The 18,463-nt window shown below is 58.9% G+C and carries 21 protein-coding genes and 1 riboswitch; of the genes, 11 read left to right on the forward strand and 10 right to left on the reverse strand.

Features of this window, described 5'->3' with window-relative positions; all coding sequences use genetic code 11:
* Nucleotides 1-5: 5 nt before the first annotated feature.
* A complete protein-coding gene (locus EI290_RS06305; protein ID WP_125427838.1) occupies nucleotides 6-329 on the reverse strand; it encodes a rhodanese-like domain-containing protein in 324 nt (107 codons plus the stop codon).
* 126 nt (nucleotides 330-455) lie between these two features.
* Here EI290_RS06305 and pnuC point away from each other — a divergent pair, with 126 nt between their 5' ends.
* From pnuC to EI290_RS06325, 4 genes are read left to right on the forward strand one after another with little or no spacing between them, the layout of a single operon-like run.
* Complete coding sequence (gene pnuC, locus EI290_RS06310) at nucleotides 456-1,088, forward strand: nicotinamide riboside transporter PnuC (protein ID WP_185816869.1); 633 nt, start codon at nucleotides 456-458, stop codon at nucleotides 1,086-1,088.
* Nucleotides 1,089-1,090: 2 nt separating this feature from the next.
* Nucleotides 1,091-1,654 carry an AAA family ATPase gene (locus tag EI290_RS06315; protein ID WP_125427842.1) on the forward strand — a complete coding sequence of 188 codons (564 nt, stop codon included), beginning with the start codon at nucleotides 1,091-1,093 and terminating at the stop codon, nucleotides 1,652-1,654.
* A gap of 50 nt (nucleotides 1,655-1,704) precedes the next feature.
* Complete coding sequence (locus EI290_RS06320; protein ID WP_125427844.1) at nucleotides 1,705-2,580, forward strand: aldose 1-epimerase family protein; 876 nt, start codon at nucleotides 1,705-1,707, stop codon at nucleotides 2,578-2,580.
* 7 nt (nucleotides 2,581-2,587) lie between these two features.
* Complete coding sequence (locus EI290_RS06325) at nucleotides 2,588-3,004, forward strand: GNAT family N-acetyltransferase (protein WP_125427846.1); 417 nt, start codon at nucleotides 2,588-2,590, stop codon at nucleotides 3,002-3,004.
* Nucleotides 3,005-3,115: 111 nt separating this feature from the next.
* Here the strand turns inward: EI290_RS06325 and EI290_RS06330 are convergent, their stop codons facing one another.
* On the reverse strand, nucleotides 3,116-3,340 hold the full coding sequence (locus EI290_RS06330) for a hypothetical protein (protein ID WP_125427848.1): 225 nt from the start codon (nucleotides 3,338-3,340) through the stop codon (nucleotides 3,116-3,118).
* A 295-nt stretch (nucleotides 3,341-3,635) separates the two neighbouring features.
* A riboswitch (TPP riboswitch) is annotated at nucleotides 3,636-3,736 on the forward strand.
* 61 nt (nucleotides 3,737-3,797) lie between these two features.
* Between EI290_RS06330 and EI290_RS06335 the strand changes: the two genes are divergently transcribed.
* From EI290_RS06335 to EI290_RS06350, 4 genes are all read left to right on the forward strand, one after another.
* A complete protein-coding gene (locus tag EI290_RS06335; protein ID WP_125427850.1) occupies nucleotides 3,798-6,275 on the forward strand; it encodes a TonB-dependent receptor in 2,478 nt (825 codons plus the stop codon).
* Between the two features lie 415 nt (nucleotides 6,276-6,690).
* On the forward strand, nucleotides 6,691-7,923 hold the full coding sequence (locus EI290_RS06340) for an acyl-CoA dehydrogenase family protein (protein WP_125427852.1): 1,233 nt from the start codon (nucleotides 6,691-6,693) through the stop codon (nucleotides 7,921-7,923).
* 95 nt (nucleotides 7,924-8,018) lie between these two features.
* Nucleotides 8,019-8,726: a hypothetical protein gene (locus EI290_RS06345; RefSeq protein ID WP_125427854.1), complete on the forward strand. Its 708-nt coding sequence runs from the start codon at nucleotides 8,019-8,021 to the stop codon at nucleotides 8,724-8,726.
* A gap of 19 nt (nucleotides 8,727-8,745) precedes the next feature.
* The gene (locus EI290_RS06350; protein WP_125427856.1) at nucleotides 8,746-9,354 is read left to right on the forward strand and encodes an acyl carrier protein; all 609 of its coding nucleotides are present in this window, start codon (nucleotides 8,746-8,748) and stop codon (nucleotides 9,352-9,354) included.
* A 68-nt stretch (nucleotides 9,355-9,422) separates the two neighbouring features.
* On the opposite strand, the gene EI290_RS06355 is transcribed toward EI290_RS06350, so the two are convergent.
* On the reverse strand, nucleotides 9,423-9,815 hold the full coding sequence (locus EI290_RS06355) for a hypothetical protein (protein WP_125427858.1): 393 nt from the start codon (nucleotides 9,813-9,815) through the stop codon (nucleotides 9,423-9,425).
* Between the two features lie 229 nt (nucleotides 9,816-10,044).
* Nucleotides 10,045-10,506, reverse strand: coding sequence for a DUF4268 domain-containing protein (locus EI290_RS06360; protein ID WP_125427860.1), 462 nt, complete (start codon nucleotides 10,504-10,506; stop codon nucleotides 10,045-10,047).
* A gap of 116 nt (nucleotides 10,507-10,622) precedes the next feature.
* Here EI290_RS06360 and EI290_RS06365 point away from each other — a divergent pair, with 116 nt between their 5' ends.
* Nucleotides 10,623-10,955 carry an HIRAN domain-containing protein gene (locus EI290_RS06365; RefSeq protein ID WP_125427862.1) on the forward strand — a complete coding sequence of 111 codons (333 nt, stop codon included), beginning with the start codon at nucleotides 10,623-10,625 and terminating at the stop codon, nucleotides 10,953-10,955.
* Between the two features lie 212 nt (nucleotides 10,956-11,167).
* On the opposite strand, the gene EI290_RS06370 is transcribed toward EI290_RS06365, so the two are convergent.
* Nucleotides 11,168-12,133, reverse strand: a complete 966-nt coding sequence (locus EI290_RS06370) for a hypothetical protein (protein ID WP_125427864.1) — start codon at nucleotides 12,131-12,133, stop codon at nucleotides 11,168-11,170.
* A gap of 180 nt (nucleotides 12,134-12,313) precedes the next feature.
* On the opposite strand from EI290_RS06370, the gene ruvB reads away from it, so the two are divergent.
* A complete protein-coding gene (ruvB, locus tag EI290_RS06375; protein WP_125427866.1) occupies nucleotides 12,314-13,360 on the forward strand; it encodes a Holliday junction branch migration DNA helicase RuvB in 1,047 nt (348 codons plus the stop codon).
* A 125-nt stretch (nucleotides 13,361-13,485) separates the two neighbouring features.
* Nucleotides 13,486-14,466: a tRNA epoxyqueuosine(34) reductase QueG gene (gene queG, locus EI290_RS06380; protein WP_125427868.1), complete on the forward strand. Its 981-nt coding sequence runs from the start codon at nucleotides 13,486-13,488 to the stop codon at nucleotides 14,464-14,466.
* Between the two features lie 99 nt (nucleotides 14,467-14,565).
* Here queG and EI290_RS06385 read toward each other — a convergent pair whose 3' ends face one another.
* The 5 genes from EI290_RS06385 to EI290_RS06405 form a co-directional block, all read right to left on the reverse strand.
* Nucleotides 14,566-14,760, reverse strand: a complete 195-nt coding sequence (locus EI290_RS06385; RefSeq protein ID WP_125427870.1) for a hypothetical protein — start codon at nucleotides 14,758-14,760, stop codon at nucleotides 14,566-14,568.
* A gap of 273 nt (nucleotides 14,761-15,033) precedes the next feature.
* A complete protein-coding gene (locus EI290_RS06390) occupies nucleotides 15,034-15,951 on the reverse strand; it encodes a ferritin-like domain-containing protein (RefSeq protein ID WP_125427872.1) in 918 nt (305 codons plus the stop codon).
* Nucleotides 15,952-15,965: 14 nt separating this feature from the next.
* Entirely contained in the window at nucleotides 15,966-16,670 is a 705-nt protein-coding gene (locus tag EI290_RS06395; protein ID WP_185816870.1) for a ferritin-like domain-containing protein, read from the reverse strand.
* A gap of 161 nt (nucleotides 16,671-16,831) precedes the next feature.
* Entirely contained in the window at nucleotides 16,832-17,683 is an 852-nt protein-coding gene (locus EI290_RS06400; RefSeq protein ID WP_125427876.1) for a ferritin-like domain-containing protein, read from the reverse strand.
* Between the two features lie 32 nt (nucleotides 17,684-17,715).
* Complete coding sequence (locus tag EI290_RS06405) at nucleotides 17,716-18,438, reverse strand: ferritin-like domain-containing protein (RefSeq protein WP_125427878.1); 723 nt, start codon at nucleotides 18,436-18,438, stop codon at nucleotides 17,716-17,718.
* Nucleotides 18,439-18,463: the final 25 nt, after the last annotated feature.

Consider the following 18,463-nt stretch of genomic DNA (forward strand, 5'->3'; position numbering starts at 1 on the left):
GTTTTTTAATACACCGGTACCGCTGGATCTACCTGCTGGCTCCAGGCGTGAATACCGCCGCGCAGGTTCAGCAGGTTCGTCAGCTCGTGGCGGTGCTGGAGGTAGGCCAGGGCCTGCATGGAGCGCACGCCGTGGTGGCAGATGAGCACGGCGGGTCGGTCGGGGTCAATTTCGGTGGCGCGGCTGGCTAATTCGCCCAGCGGCAGCAGCTGGCTGCCCTCTATGCGGCAGTAGGCAAACTCCTCGGGCTGGCGCACGTCAATGAGCTGGATGTCTTCGCCGCGCTGAAGACGGGCGTGCAGGTCGGGGGCAGTAAGTTCGGGCAGCATGGTGGGCGGTAGAAAGCGAAAAAGCCGGAGAAGCTGCAAAATTACGGGCTACTCCTTAGCTTTGACCAAGCGGGTAGCCTGAACCGGAGATATTGCTCCGGCGCCCCGCTTATCACTGGTCTTTCTGTGTTGCAGTCGTTGTATGAGTTCTGGACCGCCGCTGCCGGCGTCAGTCCGCTGGAGTGGGTGGCCGTGCTGACGGGCTTTGCCTGCGTGTGGCTGGCCGCGCGTGAGTCGCTCTGGAACTTTCCGGTGGCCATTGTCAGCTGCGGCCTCTACGTGCTGGTGTATTATAAAGCTCGGCTGTATTCCGATTGTGGTCTGCAGGGGGCGTTTATTGCGCTCAGTGTATATGGCTGGTATGAGTGGCTGCATGGTGGCCGCCACCGCGCCGAATTACCCGTTTCGCGCACCCAGCCGCTGGAATGGGGTGGATGCCTGCTGTTTGTGCCAGCTTTTACCCTTGGGTTCGGCTACTACCTGCAGCACCACACCGATGCTGCACTGCCCCACTGGGATGCCCTGACCACGGCTATCAGCTTGGCGGCTCAGTACCTGCTGATGCGGAAGCGGCTGGAAAACTGGTGGCTCTGGGTCTTGGTAGATATAATGTACGTTCCCATCCTCTGGTACAAGCAGCTTTATCCCACCAGTGCCCTGTATGCCCTGTACCTAGGGTTGGCTATCTACGGCTACCGGGAGTGGCACCGCACATTGCGTCGGCAGCAGGCTGCGGCCTCATCTTTTCAAGTCGCCTGAGTATGTTGCGTGTTGCCCTTACCGGACCCGAGTCGACGGGCAAAACGACGTTGAGCCGCCTGCTGGCCGAACAGTATACCACCACCTGGGCCCCGGAGTATGCCCGCTACTACCTGGAGCAGCACGGCCCCAACTACACCATGGCCGACCTGGAGCGGATTGCCAAAGGCCAGTTGCGGGCCGAGCAGAACGCCATGCAGGCCGCACAGGTACAGGGCCGGCCGCTGTTCTTCTGCGACACTGATTTGCTGGTAATAAAAATCTGGTCGGAACATGCCTTTGGGGTGTGCCCCCAGTGGATAATAGAGCAGATTGAGTTGCAGCGCTACGACCTGGTGTTGCTGCTGGATGTCGACCTGCCCTGGGAGCCCGACCCTTTGCGGGAGCACCCCAACCATCGGCAGTATTTTTACGATTTGTACCAGCGGGAACTGCGGGAGCGGCTGTCCAATTTTGCCGAAATAAGCGGGGCACCGGCTGAGCGCTTGGAGCAGGCCTGCTTCCACGTGGATATTTTGCTGGGCAAAACCAGCTTCTGGCGCACGGCGCGCATCTCCCAAGGCTAACCTTGCCGGCCCGGCTGCCGTTTCTGGGAGCTGGCTGTTCTCTACCGCGTATGTTATATACCCTCGAAAATGAAGTGTGCCGCGTGGCCGTAGATACCCGCGGGGCTGAGCTGCACAGCTTCATTCGCAAAGACCTGAACGAGCTAGAGTACATCTGGCCCGCCGAAGCCGCCTACTGGAACCGCCACGCACCGGTGCTCTTCCCCCTTGTGGGCCGCCTGCCCCAGGATGCCTACCAGCACCAGGGCCGTACCTACACCCTCGGCCAGCACGGCTTCGCCCGCGACCGGGAGTTTCGGCTGCTGCACCAAGGCCCGGCGGCGCTGACGTTTGAGCTGCGCGCTGATGAGGACAGCCGCCGCATCTACCCCTTCGAGTTTGCCCTGCGCCTCAGCTACCGCCTGGCTGGTGCCACCCTCACTATTGGCTGGGAGGTGGAAAACCCGGGGGCCGCTGAACTGCTGTTCAGCATTGGGGCTCACCCGGCCTTCCGGTGCCCACTGCTGCCCGAGGAATCCTTCGAAGACTACGAATTGGTGTTCGACCATCCCGTAACTTTGCAGCGGCATTTGCTGGAAGAGGGGCTGCTAACAGGCCACATGGCACCCGTGCTGGAACAACAAAACGTGCTGCCCCTCAGCTACGAGCTATTTGCGCAGGACGCCTTGGTGTTTAAGCACTTCGATTTCACCCACCTCACGCTGCGAAGCCGGCTTTCGGGCCGGTCCGTGCGGGTCCGCTTCGATGGGTTTCCGTACCTGGGCCTCTGGACCAAAGGGGCCGGGGCGCCGTTTGTGTGCATTGAGCCCTGGCACGGCATTGCCAGCGCTACCACCGGCTCCCGGGAGCTTGCCGACAAAGAAGGCATTCTGAGTTTGCAGCCCGGCCAGCACTTTACTACCACGCATAGCATCACCGTTGAGTAACTTCTTCATGACCTCCGAAATTACCATCCGCCCCATTAAGGCGGCCGATACGCACGCCCTGCGCCATCAGGTTCTCTGGCCCCAGGAATCATTGGATTATGTGAAGCTGAACAACGACGAGCAGGGCCGGCACTACGGGGCTTTTCGTAACGGCAAGCTGGTATCGGTTATTTCTCTGTTTGTGGATGGCCACGTGGCCCGTTTTCGCAAGTTTGCCACCCGCCCCGATTGCCAGGGGCAGGGCATTGGCTCCCAATTGCTACGTCATACTCTGGAAGAAGCCCATACCCATGGTGCTCAGCGCATTTGGTGTGATGCCCGCGCCATAAACGAGGCCTTTTACCGGGCTTTTGGCCTAGAGCCCGAGGGCAACCGATTCTACCGGGGTACCATTCCTTACATCCGTATGGCCAAGGATTTGTAGCGTTCAGTAATGAGGCTACAAGCAGAGAGGGGAGACTGTTGTTCGAACGGCCCGTACGGGTGTTGGAACAACTGTCTCCCCTCTGTTTGCGTGTCGGCGCACTCCCCGCCCTCATACTTCTACCCGCCGACGGTTGTAATCCGGCTCCCAGTCGTTGATGGGGCGGGAAATACCGGGCGGCAGGTCGAAATCAGGCAGGCCATCATCCAGGGGCTCCCCGCCGTCGTCGTCGTTATCGGAAGCGGGAGGATGACGCATACGCCGCCGCGGGAGCACCAGCAGTAACCCCGCAAATACCAACGCAACGAGCAAGTAGAGTACACCGGAGACGGTCATGGCGGGGAGAGTTGAGATGCAACATCAAACCGAAAAAGCAACAGACTTCAGTACGAGAAACGGAGGGGCGAGCCGGGTTGTTTTGGTCAGGGCACTTTTTCTTCGTAGCGCGTCAGTAGCTAGCTAATTTACCTGATTGTCAAGAAATAAAGTACACATTTGTTTGTAAATCCCGCTTGCTTCTGCGCTGGAAGCGGGTGCCCGAAATCCGGCCGGGGTTGGGGCTGAATGTGTGCCCGGGGGCAGACAATTTTGGGCCCGATGCGGCGAAACCCAAACTCCCGCGTACCTTTGCCGCATAGTTTAGGGGTGCCTCTCTGCACAGAGAGGCTGAGATCATACCCATTGAACCTGCCCGGGTAATGCCGGCGAAGGGAACAAACGATCCGCGAACGAAAAACCTCTGGGTGCCGACCCCTGGCACCGGGTCCGTTCCACCTTTTTCCATTTTTCACCAGTGAAAAATTTTGTAGTAACCGGAGTAGCCTTGTTGGCCGCTACCGGTGCGGCATGGGCGCAAGGGCCCGTGTCGGGCAGCGTGCTGGATGCCCGAACCGGCTTGGCCCTGCCCGGAGCGACCGTGCTGCTCGATGGCACTGCCGTGGCTGCCTCGCCCGAGGGCTCATTTACACTGCCCGCTGTACCGGCCGGGGCCCACGAGCTGCGCATCACGTTTGTGGGCTATGAGCCGCTGGTGCAGCGCCTGGAGGGGCAGAGTGGCCCCCAACAGCTGCGCCTGGCGCTACAGCCCGGGGGAGTGCTCACCGGGGAGGCGCTGGTAACGGCCTCCCGGGCCAACGAGCGGACGGCCACGGCCTACACCAACCTGAGCAAAGAGGATCTGGCCACGCGCAACTTCGGCCAGGATGTTCCCTACCTGCTCGACCAGACGCCCTCCGTTGTAGTCAACTCCGATGCGGGCAATGGTGTGGGTTACACGGGCATCCGGGTGCGGGGAACGGGCATTGAGGGCATCAACGTGACGGTGAATGGCGTGCCCTTGAACGATGCCGAAAGCCACGGCGCGTTCTTCGTGAACCTGCCCGATCTGGCTTCCAGCACCAGCAGTCTGCAGGTACAGCGCGGGGTGGGCACCAGCCAGAATGGTAGTGCCGCCTTCGGGGCCAGCATCAATATGAGCACCCTGGAGAGCCGGACTCAGGCTTACGCCGAAAGTCAGAATACCTACGGCTCCTTCAATACCTGGAAAAACAACGTACAGTTCGGTACGGGCCTGCTGGGTGGCCGCTTCACGGTGGATGGCCGCCTCTCGCGCATCAGCTCCGACGGCTACATGGTGCGGGGGGCTTCGGATCTGAAATCCTACTACCTGGCCGCCGGCTACCAGCAGAAGAATACGCTGCTTAAGTTCATCACCTTCTCGGGGCGGGAGAAGACCTACCAGGCCTGGAATGGAGTACCCGAGCCAGCCCTTACGCGCAATGCCGCCGGCCTGCAGCAGTACGTAGATAACTATGAGCTGACGCCCGAAGACGCCGCCCGGGCTTTGCGCGAAGGCCGCCGCTACGCTTACTATACCTACGATAACCAGACCGACAATTACCAGCAGAACCACTACCAGCTCCACCTCACCCAGGGCCTGGGCCGCAGCTGGAACCTGGCCGCCGCCGCCCACCTCACCCGGGGCTTCGGCTATTACGAGAGTTTCCGCGCCAACCGCAAGCTGGCCGAGTATAACCTGCCCGACGTGGTGCTGGGCACTGCCCCCAATACCACCACCATCAAGCGCACCGACCTGGTGGACCGTAAGTGGCTGGACAACTACTTTTTCGGGGGAATTTTCGCCCTCAACTACCAGCCCGCTGCGGGCCGGGTGCAGGCCACGCTGGGCGGGGGCTGGAACCGCTTCCTCAACGACCACTACGGTGAGGTTATCTGGGCGCGCTACGCTTCTACTGGCAGCATCCGGCACCGTTCTTACTTCAACGATGCCCGCAAAACCGACTACAACGCCTATGCCCGCGCCATCTGGCAGGCCCTGGATAAGCTGAGCGTGTACGCCGACGTGCAGGTACGGCGCCTCACGTACCGGCTCGATGGCATTGAGGATAAACAGGTGCCTGTTTCGGCCAAGGCGGACTATACTTTCATCAACCCCAAAGCCGGCCTTACCTGGCAGCTGGCGGCCAGCCAGACCCTGTATGCCAGCTACGCCGTGGCCCACCGGGAGCCCGTGCGCTCCGACTTCACCGACCGGCCCCTGAATGATGCCGGCCCCCAGGCCGAGCAGCTGCACGATGTAGAAGGCGGCTACCGGCTTAACCGCACGGTGAACGGGCAAGCACTGCGGGCCGAAGTAAATGGCTTTTATATGCGCTACCGCAACCAGCTGGTGCAAACCGGCCAGCTCAACGACGTGGGCACCCCGCTGCGTACCAATGCCCCCCGCAGCTACCGGGCCGGCGTGGAGCTTACCGGGGCCTATCAGCCCCTGGCCTGGCTCACACTCAATAGTACCCTCACCCTGAGCCGGAACCGCATCCTGAACTACCGCGCCGTAACCTACGATAAGGACTATAACCCCGTAGTTGCCGCCGAGGGCCGCACCACCACTATTTCCTACTCGCCTAGTGTGGTATCGGCGCACACGGTAGAGGTAGTGCCAGTGAAAGGCCTGCGGGCGGCGCTGCTCTACAAAACCGTCGGCCGCCAGTACCTCGACAATACCGAATCGGTCCGGAAGGTCATTGCCGCCTATCAGGTGCTGGATCTGCGCCTGCGCTACACGGTGCAGCCCCGGTTTATGCGGGAGTTGGAGCTGGGCCTGCTGGTGAATAATCTGCTCAACCGGGAGTACGTGGCCAACGGCTACACCTACGGCTACCCCGATGCCACCGGCCAGCAGCTCACTTTCAACTACTATTATCCTCAGGCTACCCGCAACTTCCTGGCCTCGGTGGGGGTGAAGTTCTGAAGCAAACCAGCTGTCATTCCGAGCCGCGCGCGGAATCTGGGAGAATTGTCAGGTGGTAAATCCAGATTCCGCGCGCGGCTCGGAATGATACGCTCGGAGTGCGGGTCACACTTCTGAACAACTTCATTGTCAGGATTTTTTGCGAATAGATTCGCGAAATGCTATTTTTCGGCATACGCTTTGCCAACAAGCGGTAGTGACTTTTCCCGACCGGAAATCTGCCTTCTGGTCGTATTGTGGGCGTGTAGTGTCGTTGGCTGGTTTCTGGCATTCCCTGTCAACCGCCACGTCCTCCAAAACCCTGACTGGTTCCGGTACTGGTCAGGGTTTTTTCGTGCCGGCTTGTTGCGGCCGGTTGCCGGTCAGGCGTTGCCAAATTCTTATCTTTGGGCATCATCCCACCCACATCACCATTATGTCTTCGCAAGCTGACGTTCTTTCCACCAAGGCCCAGGTGCAGCGCAACAAAGGCTCCCTCAACGCCGCTGGTTTCACCGATTACTACGACATCGACGATTTGCTCACGGAGGAGCACAAGCTCATCCGTCAGAGCATCCGGGACTTCGTTAAAAAGGAAATTTCGCCTAACGTGGAGAAATGGGCCCAGGATGCCTACTTCCCCTCCGACATTGTGCGCAAGTTCGGCGACGTGGGCGCGTTCGGGCCCACCATCCCCACGGAGTACGGCGGCGGCGGCCTCGACTACATCAGCTACGGCCTGATTATGCAGGAAATTGAGCGCGGCGACTCCGGGATGCGCTCCACGGCCTCGGTGCAGGGCTCCCTGGTGATGTACCCTATTTACCAGTACGGCTCGGAGGAGCAGCGCCGCAAGTACCTGCCCAAGCTGGCCTCGGGCGAGTGGCTGGGCTGCTTTGGCCTCACCGAGCCCGACCACGGCTCCAACCCCGGCGGCATGATGACCACCATCAAGGACCAGGGCGACTATTACCTGCTCAACGGCGCCAAGCTGTGGATCAGCAACTCGCCCCAGAGCCAGGTGGCTGTGGTATGGGCCAAAGACGACAACGGCCGTATCCGCGGCGTTATCGTGGAGCAGGGCATGGAAGGCTTCACCGCCCCCGAAATCCACAACAAGTGGAGCCTGCGCGCCAGCATCACCGGCGAGCTGGTGTTCGATAACGTGAAAATTCCCAAGGAAAACATCCTGCCCAACATCGACGGCCTCAAGGGCCCGCTCAGCTGCCTCGATTCGGCCCGCTACGGTATTGCCTGGGGCGCCCTGGGCGCGGCCATCGACTGTTACGAGTCGGCCCTGAAATATTCCCTGCAGCGGGAGCAGTTCGGGAAGCCCATTGCTTCCTTTCAGCTCCAGCAGAAGAAGCTGGCCGAAATGATAACCGAAATTACCAAGGCCCAGTTGATGGTGTGGCGCCTGGGAATGCTCAAAAATGAAGGCAAGGCCACCAGCGCCCAGATTTCAATGGCCAAGCGCAACTCGGTGGAAATTGCCCTGCACATTGCCCGCGAAGCCCGCCAAATCCACGGTGGCATGGGCATAACGGGCGAGTATCCCATCATGCGCCACATGATGAACCTGGAGTCCGTGGTAACCTACGAAGGCACCCACGACATCCACCTGCTCATCACCGGAGCCGATATTACGGGCATTCAGGCGTTTAAATAGCGTCAGTAGCACAAGCTTCAGCTTGTGCCGTATGTCGTCGTATTTTCAAACGGTCGTTCTGGAAGCAGGGCGGCCGTTTTAGGTTATACTCTGATATGCAAACTATTACCCGCCGTTTCCTGAGTGCCGCATTGCTGCTGGTAGCCATGTTTAGCACGGTGCATCTATTGACAGCATATTGGCGGAAGCCAAACCCTGTGGTGGCGCGAAAATGGAGTGCGCCCCGCCTATTGCTGCCGGATAGTGTGGTTTATGGCTTCGTGCGGGAGCTACTGGCCCAGTCAGACACAATGGAGAGCAGGCCGAATCACCCGTCATCAGCCGATTTTCACATCAGCAGAGTACTTTTTGAAAATAACTTGTGGCCCGCTGCTAATGGACGTTTTTATTCTCAATGTCCGCAGGAAAACGGCTGGTGGCTATGGCAGCTGTGCGAACAAGATCCCCTGCTTACACCGGCCGATACAGTATTTATGCGGCAGCAGATGCGTTTCTGCACCGGGTATGGGCTACACCAGCGTTTTATTCCGGGGCGCACGATTATTCCGGCCGATACCGTCTGGACGCTGAAAGAGCGTTTGCATGATATTTTTGAAGCAATGCGTATTCTTCGGCAGCGTCATCACACCTCTGGCTTCTCCAACATCAGCGCGCCCCAGTTTTCGGTTGACCATCAAACGGTAATTGTCGAAATCAGCAGCACCTGTGGTGGCGGGTTTTGTGGAGGAAGCGAAACGTGGTTGCTTCAGAAACGCGGCAGGCACTGGCATAAAATACGCTTACTAAGCAGCTGGGTCAGTTAACACGCCTACCTCTACCCATATGGGCCTTGATACTGTGGAACTCGTAGTTAAGTTCGAAAAATATTTTCAGATACAGATTCCCAACCGCGTAGCCGAATCCATCTATACTGTTGCCGATGCCGCTGCCGTCATAGCCCGGCTGAAACACCTGCCCGCTGATCCGGCCCGTACCGCCGCCTACTACCAATTGCTGACCCGGCTGCTGGATTGTTTACATCCGGGGTACTCACCGGCTACGGAGGCTACGCTGCTAACAGATCTGGATTTGTTGGATACTAATCTTACTCAGGCTCAGCCACTGGCGCACTGCCTGCAACTGCACATGCCCGATTTACCCCGGGCCGCCTGGGAGCCTGGCTTGCCCGGCTGGTGGCAACGCCTGTTTGGTAGTGGTAAAGATGAGTCCGTGCCTGATCCACCGCCTCTGTCTCCTGACTGGGCTCGTACTACCGTAGCCGATTTAACGGAATGGCTACTGGCCCAGAACTACGCCCAGTTGCTGCCGCAACCGGCCACACTCTACGAAGTGCAACGCGCCGTAATAGGCATCACCTGTGCCAAATGCGGGGTGCCGGTACCCGAAATTAAGCTGGCGGATAGCTTCACTGACGACCTGGGAATGGATTAGGTCTTGTAAATAGAAAAGCCCCGAAGCATATGCCTCAGGGCTCTTGGGTCCGGAAAAAATTTCGGCGGTTACTTCTTCTCCAGGTAGTAAATCGTCTGGCTGAAAACGGTATTGCCGCCGCTGGCTATGTCGCTGGGGGCTACGCTAACCAAGCGCCAGCCATCGGCAGTGTACTGATTTACGGCGGCCATGGCGGCTTTGTGTACTTCCGTCATGTTGGCGGCCATTTGTTTGGCACTAAAGCGGCTGAAGTCGATTTCCTTCACTTGCTCCTTACCATCCGGCGACACGGTGACAATGCTGGCCTGGGCGTTGAAACCCATCGACACGCGCGAAATAATCATCATGTAGCCGTTGGGGGCAGCGGCAGTAGCCGGGGCAGCCGGGCGGGCAGTAAGAGTAGCAGGAGCAGCGGCAGTAGCACTCAGCAGCAGAGCCAGCAAAAACGAGCGGATTTTCATGCGTAAAATTGGATATAAAGAGAGAAAAAAGGTGAACAAAGCCACCGCAGCAAATTAAGGGCCGCTATTTACAACGATTTACATATATACTCACTTAACGACAACCTGCGCAAGTTGTACCTCTTACATTTTGCTGAAAAATGTGCGAGCCAATACAGCCTTCCGGCTACTTTCAACTGTAAGCATAAGGCCAGAGGAATGCCCGAAAAGCCAGTAAGCAGGTACGAAGTTAGCGCAGCTCATCAAACGCATACTGGCCGGTACTCCAGAACTCATCCAGGGCCATGATGCGGGGCTTGAAAAAGGAAATCAACTCCGGCCACTGCTCCCGGTTGAAGAGGTTGGTGGGGCGCAGCTCCCGGTAGATGCGGCTCAGGGGGTACCCGTTGGCATCCACGGCTGCCGGCTCCCAGGCCCAGACTTCGCCGGTAGCTTCTTCCAGCATCGGGCGAACCTCCCGGAACTGCTCGAAGAACAGCTCCCGCAGGCCAGCGTCGGGGTGGGTTAGCTCGATACCGATGGTGGCGTGGCGGTTGTCGGCCTGCATGCGGAAATACACATGTTTGAGGCCTGTTTTATAGTTAATCCAGTTGATGGGCACTCCTTCGGCCGAGGGCACGGGCTGCATATAGTGCCCAAAAGTGGTCCAGAAAGCCTGACGGAGCTGCGTTATTTCGTTCTTACTATACATGATGGGGCAAAAGTACGGAGCAGGCGGCTAGTGCGTAAGTGAGCAAACCAGGCCGGCCATGATGCGTAAACCCGGGCCAACGTGTAATTTACGCCCTCAACCCAACGTCTGTCTCTATGTCCGCTCCCGCTGCTGATTCGCTCGTCTTGCTTGAATGTCTGGTTGCCGGCACCACGCACCGCGACGGGTTGCGGGAGTACGAGCCTCAGTTGCAGCCCAACCAGCACCTGGCCCTGCAACGGGAACCCGACAGCTCTTACGACGACTGGGCCGTGCGCGTGTACACCACCGGCCCCCAGGCGTTCTGGCTGGGCTACCTGCCCGAAGGTCGTAACGAAACCGTAGCCCGCCTGCTCGACGCCGGTTTTCCCCTCTCGGCCCGCCTCACCCACAAAGCCTGGGAAGAAGACTGGCTGCACCTGGAAATTGAAGTGCTGCTGGAGCGGTGAGTGGTGAAATTGTGAAAGGTGAAGTTGTGGCGGGTCATTGCGAGCAGCGCGAAGCAATTCTTCCTGTTTAAGGAGATTCGCGCTGAAAAACCGGAAAGCCCTTACTTCCACACCGAGCGTAAGGGCTTTTCAGTTTTTCAGCGTCTTGTGCTACATGAAGGCAGGATTGCTTCGTCGTGCCTCCTCGCAATGACCCGGCATAAATTCACTACTTACCCCAGCGTATCGGCCAGTTGCCGGATTTCCTGGCGGGCCTGCTGAATTTCGGGGGCGTCGGGGAAAGTACGCTGCACCCAGTGTGTGAAGCCGCTGACCATTTCGCCCACGGCCTGCCGGTTGCTTACCGGTGCCGCCTCCGTAGCCGCCGCTTCCGCCTCCGATAGCACCGGAAAGGCATCCTCCAGTCCAATCCGGCTCATTACATCTGACACGAACACCATGCCGCACACCTGCATACCCTGGTACAGCTGCACCAGCTCGGGCATGGTAAGGGTGAGCTGCTCCTGAGCCCGCACCCGCCCGAGGTGCTCGATAAGGGGTTCCAGGGCCGCCGGCTGCAAGTTGGGTAGTTGCGCCACCGCCCGCAGAAATGGGTGGTCGGTGGTGTTGGGCAAACTATGCACCAGCAGCAGAGCCAGGCGCAGCATCTGTAGCTGTTGCTCGGCCAGGCGCAGATTGGCGGCCGGTGGTGCAGGCGCAGGCTGGGCCGCCAGCAGGTCGGCAAACGCTTCTTCCAGCCGCAAGCGGTGCAGCCCCAGCGAAACCTGGCCTGCCGGCGCAGGCACGTGCTCCTCCAGGGTAGTCAGGAAAGCACCGCTTAGCTCCAGGCAGTAGGTTGTAAGCGTTTCCATATCGGGTGCGGCAATGCCCATCTGCTGCTGCACGTAGGCCAGCACCGGCGCCGCCAACGATGTTTCCAGCGTCAGGCGGCCCAGCAGCAGCAGGTGGTAGAGGGCCAGCGGGTCCGTGCGCAGGATGTGGAGTAGCTCAGCGTGCGTCTGAATCTGGTTTAACTCCTGCACCCGGCGGGTATTCAGGCTTGCCAACGTGGCTATTCGTTGAGCGTCAGGGTGGCTGAGCAGCTCGGCTGCGGCCATGCCGTGCAGGCTCAGGCAATGCGCCAGTTGCTCATAAAAATCGGGAGGAAGGGCGTCGAGCCAGGAGGTGGAAGTAGGCATAGCAAAACGGCGGATGATGCTGCAAGTTACGTGCTGTTGCCAACCCGGCAGTAGCCGTACCGACGATGCTTGCTAATATGGTTAGTAGAATAGGGCAAGAAGAATATTTTTTGCTAAAAAAGGCACCAACGCCCACCCTAAAGTGTTACCTTTCGACACGCTGAATTACACTTTACGCTTATGCGCGACCCGTATATGACCGGTGGCAAAGACCACATGGACGCCACCGAAAAGGACATTGACAAGGCGCTCCGGCCCCTTTCCTTCGATGATTTCACCGGCCAGGGCAAGGTAGTCGAGAACCTGAAAGTGTTTGTGGCCGCCGCCAAGCACCGCGGCGAGGCCCTCGACCACGTGCTGCTGCACGGCCCCCCCGGCTTGGGCAAAACCACTCTCTCGCACATCATTGCCAACGAGCTGGAATCGGGCATCAAAATGACCAGCGGCCCGGTGCTCGACAAACCCTCAGACCTGGCCGGCCTGCTCACCAACCTGGAGCCCAACGACGTGCTCTTTATTGATGAGATTCACCGCCTCAACCCGGTGGTGGAGGAGTACCTGTACTCGGCCATGGAGGACTACCGCATCGACATCATGCTCGATTCGGGCCCGAATGCCCGCTCCGTGCAGATTTCCCTGTCGCCGTTCACACTCATCGGGGCCACTACCCGCTCGGGTATGCTCACCTCCCCGCTGCGGGCCCGCTTCGGTATCAGCTCCCGCCTGGAGTATTATGATTCCAAGCTGCTGACCAGCATTGTGCAGCGCTCCGCCGAAATTCTGGGCACGCCCATCTATGAGGATGCGGCTTTTGAAATTGCCCGCCGCTCCCGTGGTACCCCGCGCATTGCCAACAACCTGCTGCGCCGCACCCGCGACTTCGCCCAGATTAAAGGCACCGGCACCATCACCCGCGAAATTGCCGAGTTTGCCCTCAACGCCCTCGACGTAGACCAGAACGGTCTCGACGAAATGGACATCCGCATTCTGAGCACCATCATTGACAAGTTCAAGGGCGGCCCGGTAGGCTTGGGCACTATTGCCACCGCCTGCGGCGACGAAGCCGAAACCATTGAGGAGGTGTACGAGCCCTTCCTCATCCAAGAAGGCTTCATCAAGCGCACCAGCCGCGGCCGCGAAGCCACCGAGCTGGCCTATCAGCACCTCGGCCGCCCCATGCCCCAGCACCTGCGCGGCAACACGGCCACGGGGGAGCTGTTTAGCTAGTTACATTCTGTCATCCTGAGCACAGCGAAGGACCTTATTCCATCTGAACGATACGGTTCAGATGGAATAAGGTCCTTCGCTGTGCTCAGGATGACGTATTTTTGTATTCTGCCTACTCAACTATCATGCTGCCCACTGCCCACTACACTGCTTTCATCAAACGCCGGGCGGCGGAGCTGGGGTTTATGTATTGCGGCATCAGTAAGGCTGGGTTTCTGGAGGAAGAGGCCCCGCGCCTGGAGAACTGGCTGAACCGCAATATGCACGGGCAGATGGCCTACATGGCCAACCACTTCGATAAGCGCCTCGACCCGCGCCTGCTGGTGGAGGGGGCCAAATCCGTCATTTCACTGCTGCTGAATTACTACCCACCCGAGGACCAGCAGCAGCCCGACGATACGCTCAAAGTCAGCAAGTACGCCTACGGGCGCGACTACCACTTCGTCATCAAGGACAAGCTCAAAACCCTGCTCCACGATATGCAGCAGGAGATAGGGGAGGTGGGGGGCCGGTGCTTCGTCGATTCGGCTCCGGTGATGGACAAAGCCTGGGCCCGGAAAAGCGGCCTGGGCTGGGTAGGCAAGAACACCAACCTGATCCGGCCCGGCACCGGCAGCTTCTTCTTCATTGCCGAGCTGATTGTGGACCTGGAGCTGGACTACGACGGCCCCATCAAAGACTACTGCGGCACCTGCACCAAGTGCGTGGATGCCTGCCCCACTCAGGCTATTACCGAGCCCTACGTGGTGGATGGCAGCAAGTGCATCAGCTACTTCACTATTGAGCTGAAAGACCAGATTCCGCGGGAAGTGAACGGGCAGTTCGGCAACTGGATTTTCGGCTGTGACATCTGCCAGGATGTGTGCCCCTGGAACCGCTTTTCCCGGCCCCACCAGGAGCCCCAATTCACGGCCCACCCAGCCCTGAAAGACCTAACCCCCGGCGACTGGCAGGAAATCACCCACGAGCTGTTTTTGGAGCTGTTCCGGCAGTCAGCGGTAAAACGCACCGGCTACGCGGGGCTGCAGCGCAACATTCGATTTGTGCTAGGCGAGGAAGTTGGTACAGCGCCGGAGGCCGGCCTCCCGGATGCACCTCGTATGTAATGCCCATACTACTGATGCAGAAACGCCGGAGCCGGGCGCTGGCCTGCAGTGTGGCAAGCGGCGCCCGGCTCCGGCGTGTGGGGAAGTGGAAAGGAGAAATTACGCTACAACCGGCTGACGGAACACGCGGTTCAGCACACGGCGGTACAACCGGGAAAACTGCTTGTAGCACCAGGATTTCAGCTCCGAAAGCTCTGCAGGTACCAGGGTACGAAGGGCTTTACGCAGTTCCTTCTCGAAGAGGATCTTGTCGAAGCTCACTTTGAGCAGAATGGTTTTGGCATACTCGAGCATGGGTGAAGTTGGTTTTCAGAGGGTGGTAAATAAAGAGCGGAAAGGGTGGGCAGGCACTTGTACGGAACAGCAAAAAAAAGGCTAACAAGTGTTAGAAGATTTCTTGACGCTTTCTTGAAAGATACAAAAAAATAACTGGCAAATGCAAGCAACAGTACCAGTGTTGCTGACTTTGACCCAGAGAAAGACATGAAAAAAGGAACGTTGCATACGTTCCTTTTTCTGGCAGCAAAGCTCGCAACCGAATGTTTCCGGTGCGTGTTGCAGCGGTTATTAATACGTGAATACCTGCAGGATGCTTTCGGCCGTAACAGACTCAATGGGCTCATCAAACGCTTCGGCTACCTTGGCCAGCAAGGCACTGGCGCTAAGAGCCGGCGTGCCTACATTGATGGGAAGCGTAGAATCGAAAGGCACCCGCGTGACGAGGCCGCTGAGCGAAACGTACTGATTAATGTTGGTTTCGGTGGTGTATACAGCGTGCTGGGGCGAGCCGGCCGTGGTAATGGCCGTATCGGTGGCACTTACCCAACTCTTGACGGTGGCCCCGCGCTGCCGCCGCAGAGTGCGGATGTGGGCGGCGTGGCGGGCCTCCGTGGAGTGAGCACGCACGGTAGTTTCCAGCAGGTAGTTGTCGGATTGCAGGAAGGCGGCCTGGCCCTTGTAGGTTTGCACGCTGGCGTCTTTCAACAACTGGGCTACCTTCAGGAAGGTATCCGGGTTGGTATATACATCCGGGTAAACGGCCGGCTGGGTGCCGTTGCGGCTGCCCGTAAAGTCATAGTTGGGAGAAGCATCGAGGGCGCTGCCAGCATTGGTAATCAATTGCCCATACAAGGCCGCGTGCTTCTGCTGCTGGCTCTGGATAGTTTGGATGGCGTCGCGGGTGGCCGCGGAGCCGAAGAAGGTAGCCGGATTGGCTGGTCCGCCTGGCAGCAGACCCAGGGCGCGGGAGTAGAAAGCGTTCTGCAAGTTTTCCAGCTTCAGAATCAGCTTCAGTGCATCCAGGCGGGTACGCACTTCTTTCTGGCCCGCTTGCGCCGGAGTAGCCAGGCCCGCCAGCAGAGCGGGTAGCAGAGCAGTGCCAGCCTGGCCCAGGCGGGAGAGGGCCGCCCGGCGGGGGGCCTGCGTCAGGGCGGTGTGTTCAGTATCGAGGGTAGCCAGCCGAGCCAGCAGATGCAGAAAATTCATAGATAAAAGCGGGCTTACGAAAGATTGGTCAGGCCATCCACTACCAGTGTAAGCGGAACAATGGAAACAAGCGACGCGGCCACTTCAGTAGGTGTTTTTACCACATCCAACCCATCAGTAGCGCTAATTACGTCGGGGCCGGCGAAGGAGCCGGGCTGGGCCTGCTCCCGCACGAAAGCCGCATGCCGGGCCTCCACCGACGATAGTTTGCTCAGTAGCGCCAGGTAACCGGCATCGGCAATGCGCTTGGCCGCGCCGTTGTAAGCAGCTACGCCCAGATCTTCGAGGGTGCGGGCGGCCGCGTACACTCCGGCGCGCGTGGTCAGGGTGAAAGAAGAGAAGTTGAAAATGATGGCCCCCGGCAAACTCCGGTCGTAGGCATTGCTGCCTAAGGCAAACTTGAGGAACTCCCGATGAATTACTTCATGGTCGCGCAGGTCAATGAAAGCAGCTTTATCCTCGGCTGTAAAGTCGCTGGGAAAGGCATCTACAACTTTCTGGTAGAAGGTGGCCTCAATTTGCTCCAGCAGGTAAGCAAAGTTCAGCAGCCCGTTGTCGTTGCTCGAAAATGTAAGAGAGGCCGTAGTGTTGGTTGGCGTAGGGTCGTCGTCGGAACCGCAGCCGGCCAGCAGAAGGGCGGAGGATGCCGCCGTGGCCCCGGCTGCCCGCAAGAAAGAGCGACGCCGCAGGGTGCGCTCCAGAAAAGAAGTAATGTGCATAGGAAGGAGAATATCAGCCGCCATGCAGGCACAGCCGCCGCATCAGTTCAGCAAAGATAACCTGTTCTGGGAGGATGCCGCTTTGCCGGGAAAGGTTGCACGAAAAAAGGCACCCCCGAACCGGAGGTGCCTTTCTGGCCAGGCGCTTACGCGCGGCGGACTTAGAAGGTAGCGGCCGAACGGGCAATGGCTACTACTGTGGTGTTGTCGAGGCCCTCATCAAAGGCTTCGCTTACTTCGGCGGCCGTGTAGGTGTTGCCACCCACCGAGGTGAGGGTAAGGCCACCCTGCACCAGGTTGCTTTCGGCCGGGAACGTGGCGGCCGGATTGCCGGCTCCGTACACGGCGGCCGGTGCCCCATTGGCTTCGGCGTTAGTAACCCAACCGTACTGGGCAATGCTGCCCGCAGGGGCGGCCCGCCGCATGTAGCGGACGTGCGAGGCGTGACGGGCTTCTACCGAGTGAATCTGCAGGGCAATTGTGAGGAGATTGTTGGGGTTACCAGCATCCTTGATTTTGGTGGCCTGGCCTTTGTAGGCACGCACCCCGGTATCTTCAAACGCCTGAGCAAACGTCAGGAACGATGCGTAGGTGGCAAAAGCAGTACCGAAGTTGAAGCTGGATGGGCGTGGGTTGGCATTGGCACCCAGGGCACCTTTCAAGAGGGCAACGTGGGCAGTTTCATGCGCTTTAATGGTCTGGATGGCACCCAGGGCTGGGCTGCCGGCGCTGAGGTTGGCGGCCAGGGTAGGAGCAGCCAGGGCCTGCGCGTAGAAATCTTCTTCCAGGTACTCCAGCAGCAAGGCGTAATTCAGCACATCGTTTACGCTGTTAAGCGTTTGCTGACCCATGGCTTTGTTGAAGGCCGAGCCAATGGCAATGGGGGCAGCGGCCAGCGCCATTTTCTTGCTGATGTCGCCGAGGGCCGTGAGGGCACTGCGACGATGGGTCAGTCGATCCATAATTTCCGGATCAACTTTTTCGATTTCGCGGATTATTTGAAACAGGTTCATATCGAAGAAAAGTCAGGATGGGAGGGGGAAGATTATTTGCCTACGTTGTCGCCGTTGATTTTGTCCTTGATGAACGGCTGAGCGGCCGCCAGCACCTGCGACACCGTCAGCGCCTGATCGAGGCCCTGCGCGTTTACTACGGTGCTGTCGGCGAAGCTGCCGTTGCTCAGCAGGTCGCGGATGTAGGCAGCGTGACGGGCTTCCACCGACACAATTTTCCCGGCTATCAGCAGATAATCGTTGGTTTTGATGAGCGAGCCGGCACCGTTATAGGCAGCTACTCCCAGGTCTTCGAATGTTTTGGCCGTCATCAGTACGGAGTTACGGTCAGTGAACGTAACCTTGCTGAAGTCCGGCGTGAGGCCCCCGATAATCTGGGTAGGCGCGGCGGCCGTAATAGCCGCCTTGAAAAAGTCGCGGTGAATAGCCTCGTGGCGGGCAATAGCCGTAAGAGCCGTTCTTTCTTCGGTAGTGATGCCGGTATAAGGCGTGGCAATTACCTGAGCGTAGAAGGCGGCTTCCAGCTGCTCCAAGGCGTAAGCGTAGTTGAGAACACCCACGTCGCCGGAGCCCAGGCTCACCGTGCCGGAAGGGGTATCGGTGTCATCGTCGTCATCGTCGCAACCTGCCAGCAACAGGGCCGTGGCACCGGCCGTAGCACCAGCGTACATGAAAAAGGAGCGCCGCTTGATGGGCACGAACAGAGGCTTGGCGAATTCCGCTTCGTCGGGGCCGAGGAGTTTGTTGTCGGACATGATGAGAACTGGTTGGGTGAATGAA

This window comes from Hymenobacter metallilatus (assembly GCF_003944705.1).
Classification (GTDB): domain Bacteria; phylum Bacteroidota; class Bacteroidia; order Cytophagales; family Hymenobacteraceae; genus Hymenobacter; species Hymenobacter metallilatus.

What these genes read in the sequence shown, in the direction of transcription:
- EI290_RS06305 (WP_125427838.1), bottom strand. Translation starts at nt 329, where the DNA reads ATGCTGCCCGAACTTACTGCCCCCGACCTGCACGCCCGTCTTCAGCGC.
- EI290_RS06315 (WP_125427842.1), top strand. Translation starts at nt 1,091, where the DNA reads ATGTTGCGTGTTGCCCTTACCGGACCCGAGTCGACGGGCAAAACGACG.
- EI290_RS06320 (WP_125427844.1), top strand. Translation starts at nt 1,705, where the DNA reads ATGTTATATACCCTCGAAAATGAAGTGTGCCGCGTGGCCGTAGATACC.
- EI290_RS06325 (WP_125427846.1), top strand. Translation starts at nt 2,588, where the DNA reads ATGACCTCCGAAATTACCATCCGCCCCATTAAGGCGGCCGATACGCAC.
- EI290_RS06330 (WP_125427848.1), bottom strand. Translation starts at nt 3,340, where the DNA reads ATGACCGTCTCCGGTGTACTCTACTTGCTCGTTGCGTTGGTATTTGCG.
- EI290_RS06340 (WP_125427852.1), top strand. Translation starts at nt 6,691, where the DNA reads ATGTCTTCGCAAGCTGACGTTCTTTCCACCAAGGCCCAGGTGCAGCGC.
- EI290_RS06345 (WP_125427854.1), top strand. Translation starts at nt 8,019, where the DNA reads ATGCAAACTATTACCCGCCGTTTCCTGAGTGCCGCATTGCTGCTGGTA.
- EI290_RS06350 (WP_125427856.1), top strand. Translation starts at nt 8,746, where the DNA reads ATGGGCCTTGATACTGTGGAACTCGTAGTTAAGTTCGAAAAATATTTT.
- EI290_RS06355 (WP_125427858.1), bottom strand. Translation starts at nt 9,815, where the DNA reads ATGAAAATCCGCTCGTTTTTGCTGGCTCTGCTGCTGAGTGCTACTGCC.
- EI290_RS06360 (WP_125427860.1), bottom strand. Translation starts at nt 10,506, where the DNA reads ATGTATAGTAAGAACGAAATAACGCAGCTCCGTCAGGCTTTCTGGACC.
- EI290_RS06365 (WP_125427862.1), top strand. Translation starts at nt 10,623, where the DNA reads ATGTCCGCTCCCGCTGCTGATTCGCTCGTCTTGCTTGAATGTCTGGTT.
- EI290_RS06370 (WP_125427864.1), bottom strand. Translation starts at nt 12,133, where the DNA reads ATGCCTACTTCCACCTCCTGGCTCGACGCCCTTCCTCCCGATTTTTAT.
- ruvB (WP_125427866.1), top strand. Translation starts at nt 12,314, where the DNA reads ATGCGCGACCCGTATATGACCGGTGGCAAAGACCACATGGACGCCACC.
- queG (WP_125427868.1), top strand. Translation starts at nt 13,486, where the DNA reads ATGCTGCCCACTGCCCACTACACTGCTTTCATCAAACGCCGGGCGGCG.
- EI290_RS06385 (WP_125427870.1), bottom strand. Translation starts at nt 14,760, where the DNA reads ATGCTCGAGTATGCCAAAACCATTCTGCTCAAAGTGAGCTTCGACAAG.
- EI290_RS06390 (WP_125427872.1), bottom strand. Translation starts at nt 15,951, where the DNA reads ATGAATTTTCTGCATCTGCTGGCTCGGCTGGCTACCCTCGATACTGAA.
- EI290_RS06395 (WP_185816870.1), bottom strand. Translation starts at nt 16,670, where the DNA reads ATGCACATTACTTCTTTTCTGGAGCGCACCCTGCGGCGTCGCTCTTTC.
- EI290_RS06400 (WP_125427876.1), bottom strand. Translation starts at nt 17,683, where the DNA reads ATGAACCTGTTTCAAATAATCCGCGAAATCGAAAAAGTTGATCCGGAA.
- EI290_RS06405 (WP_125427878.1), bottom strand. Translation starts at nt 18,438, where the DNA reads ATGTCCGACAACAAACTCCTCGGCCCCGACGAAGCGGAATTCGCCAAG.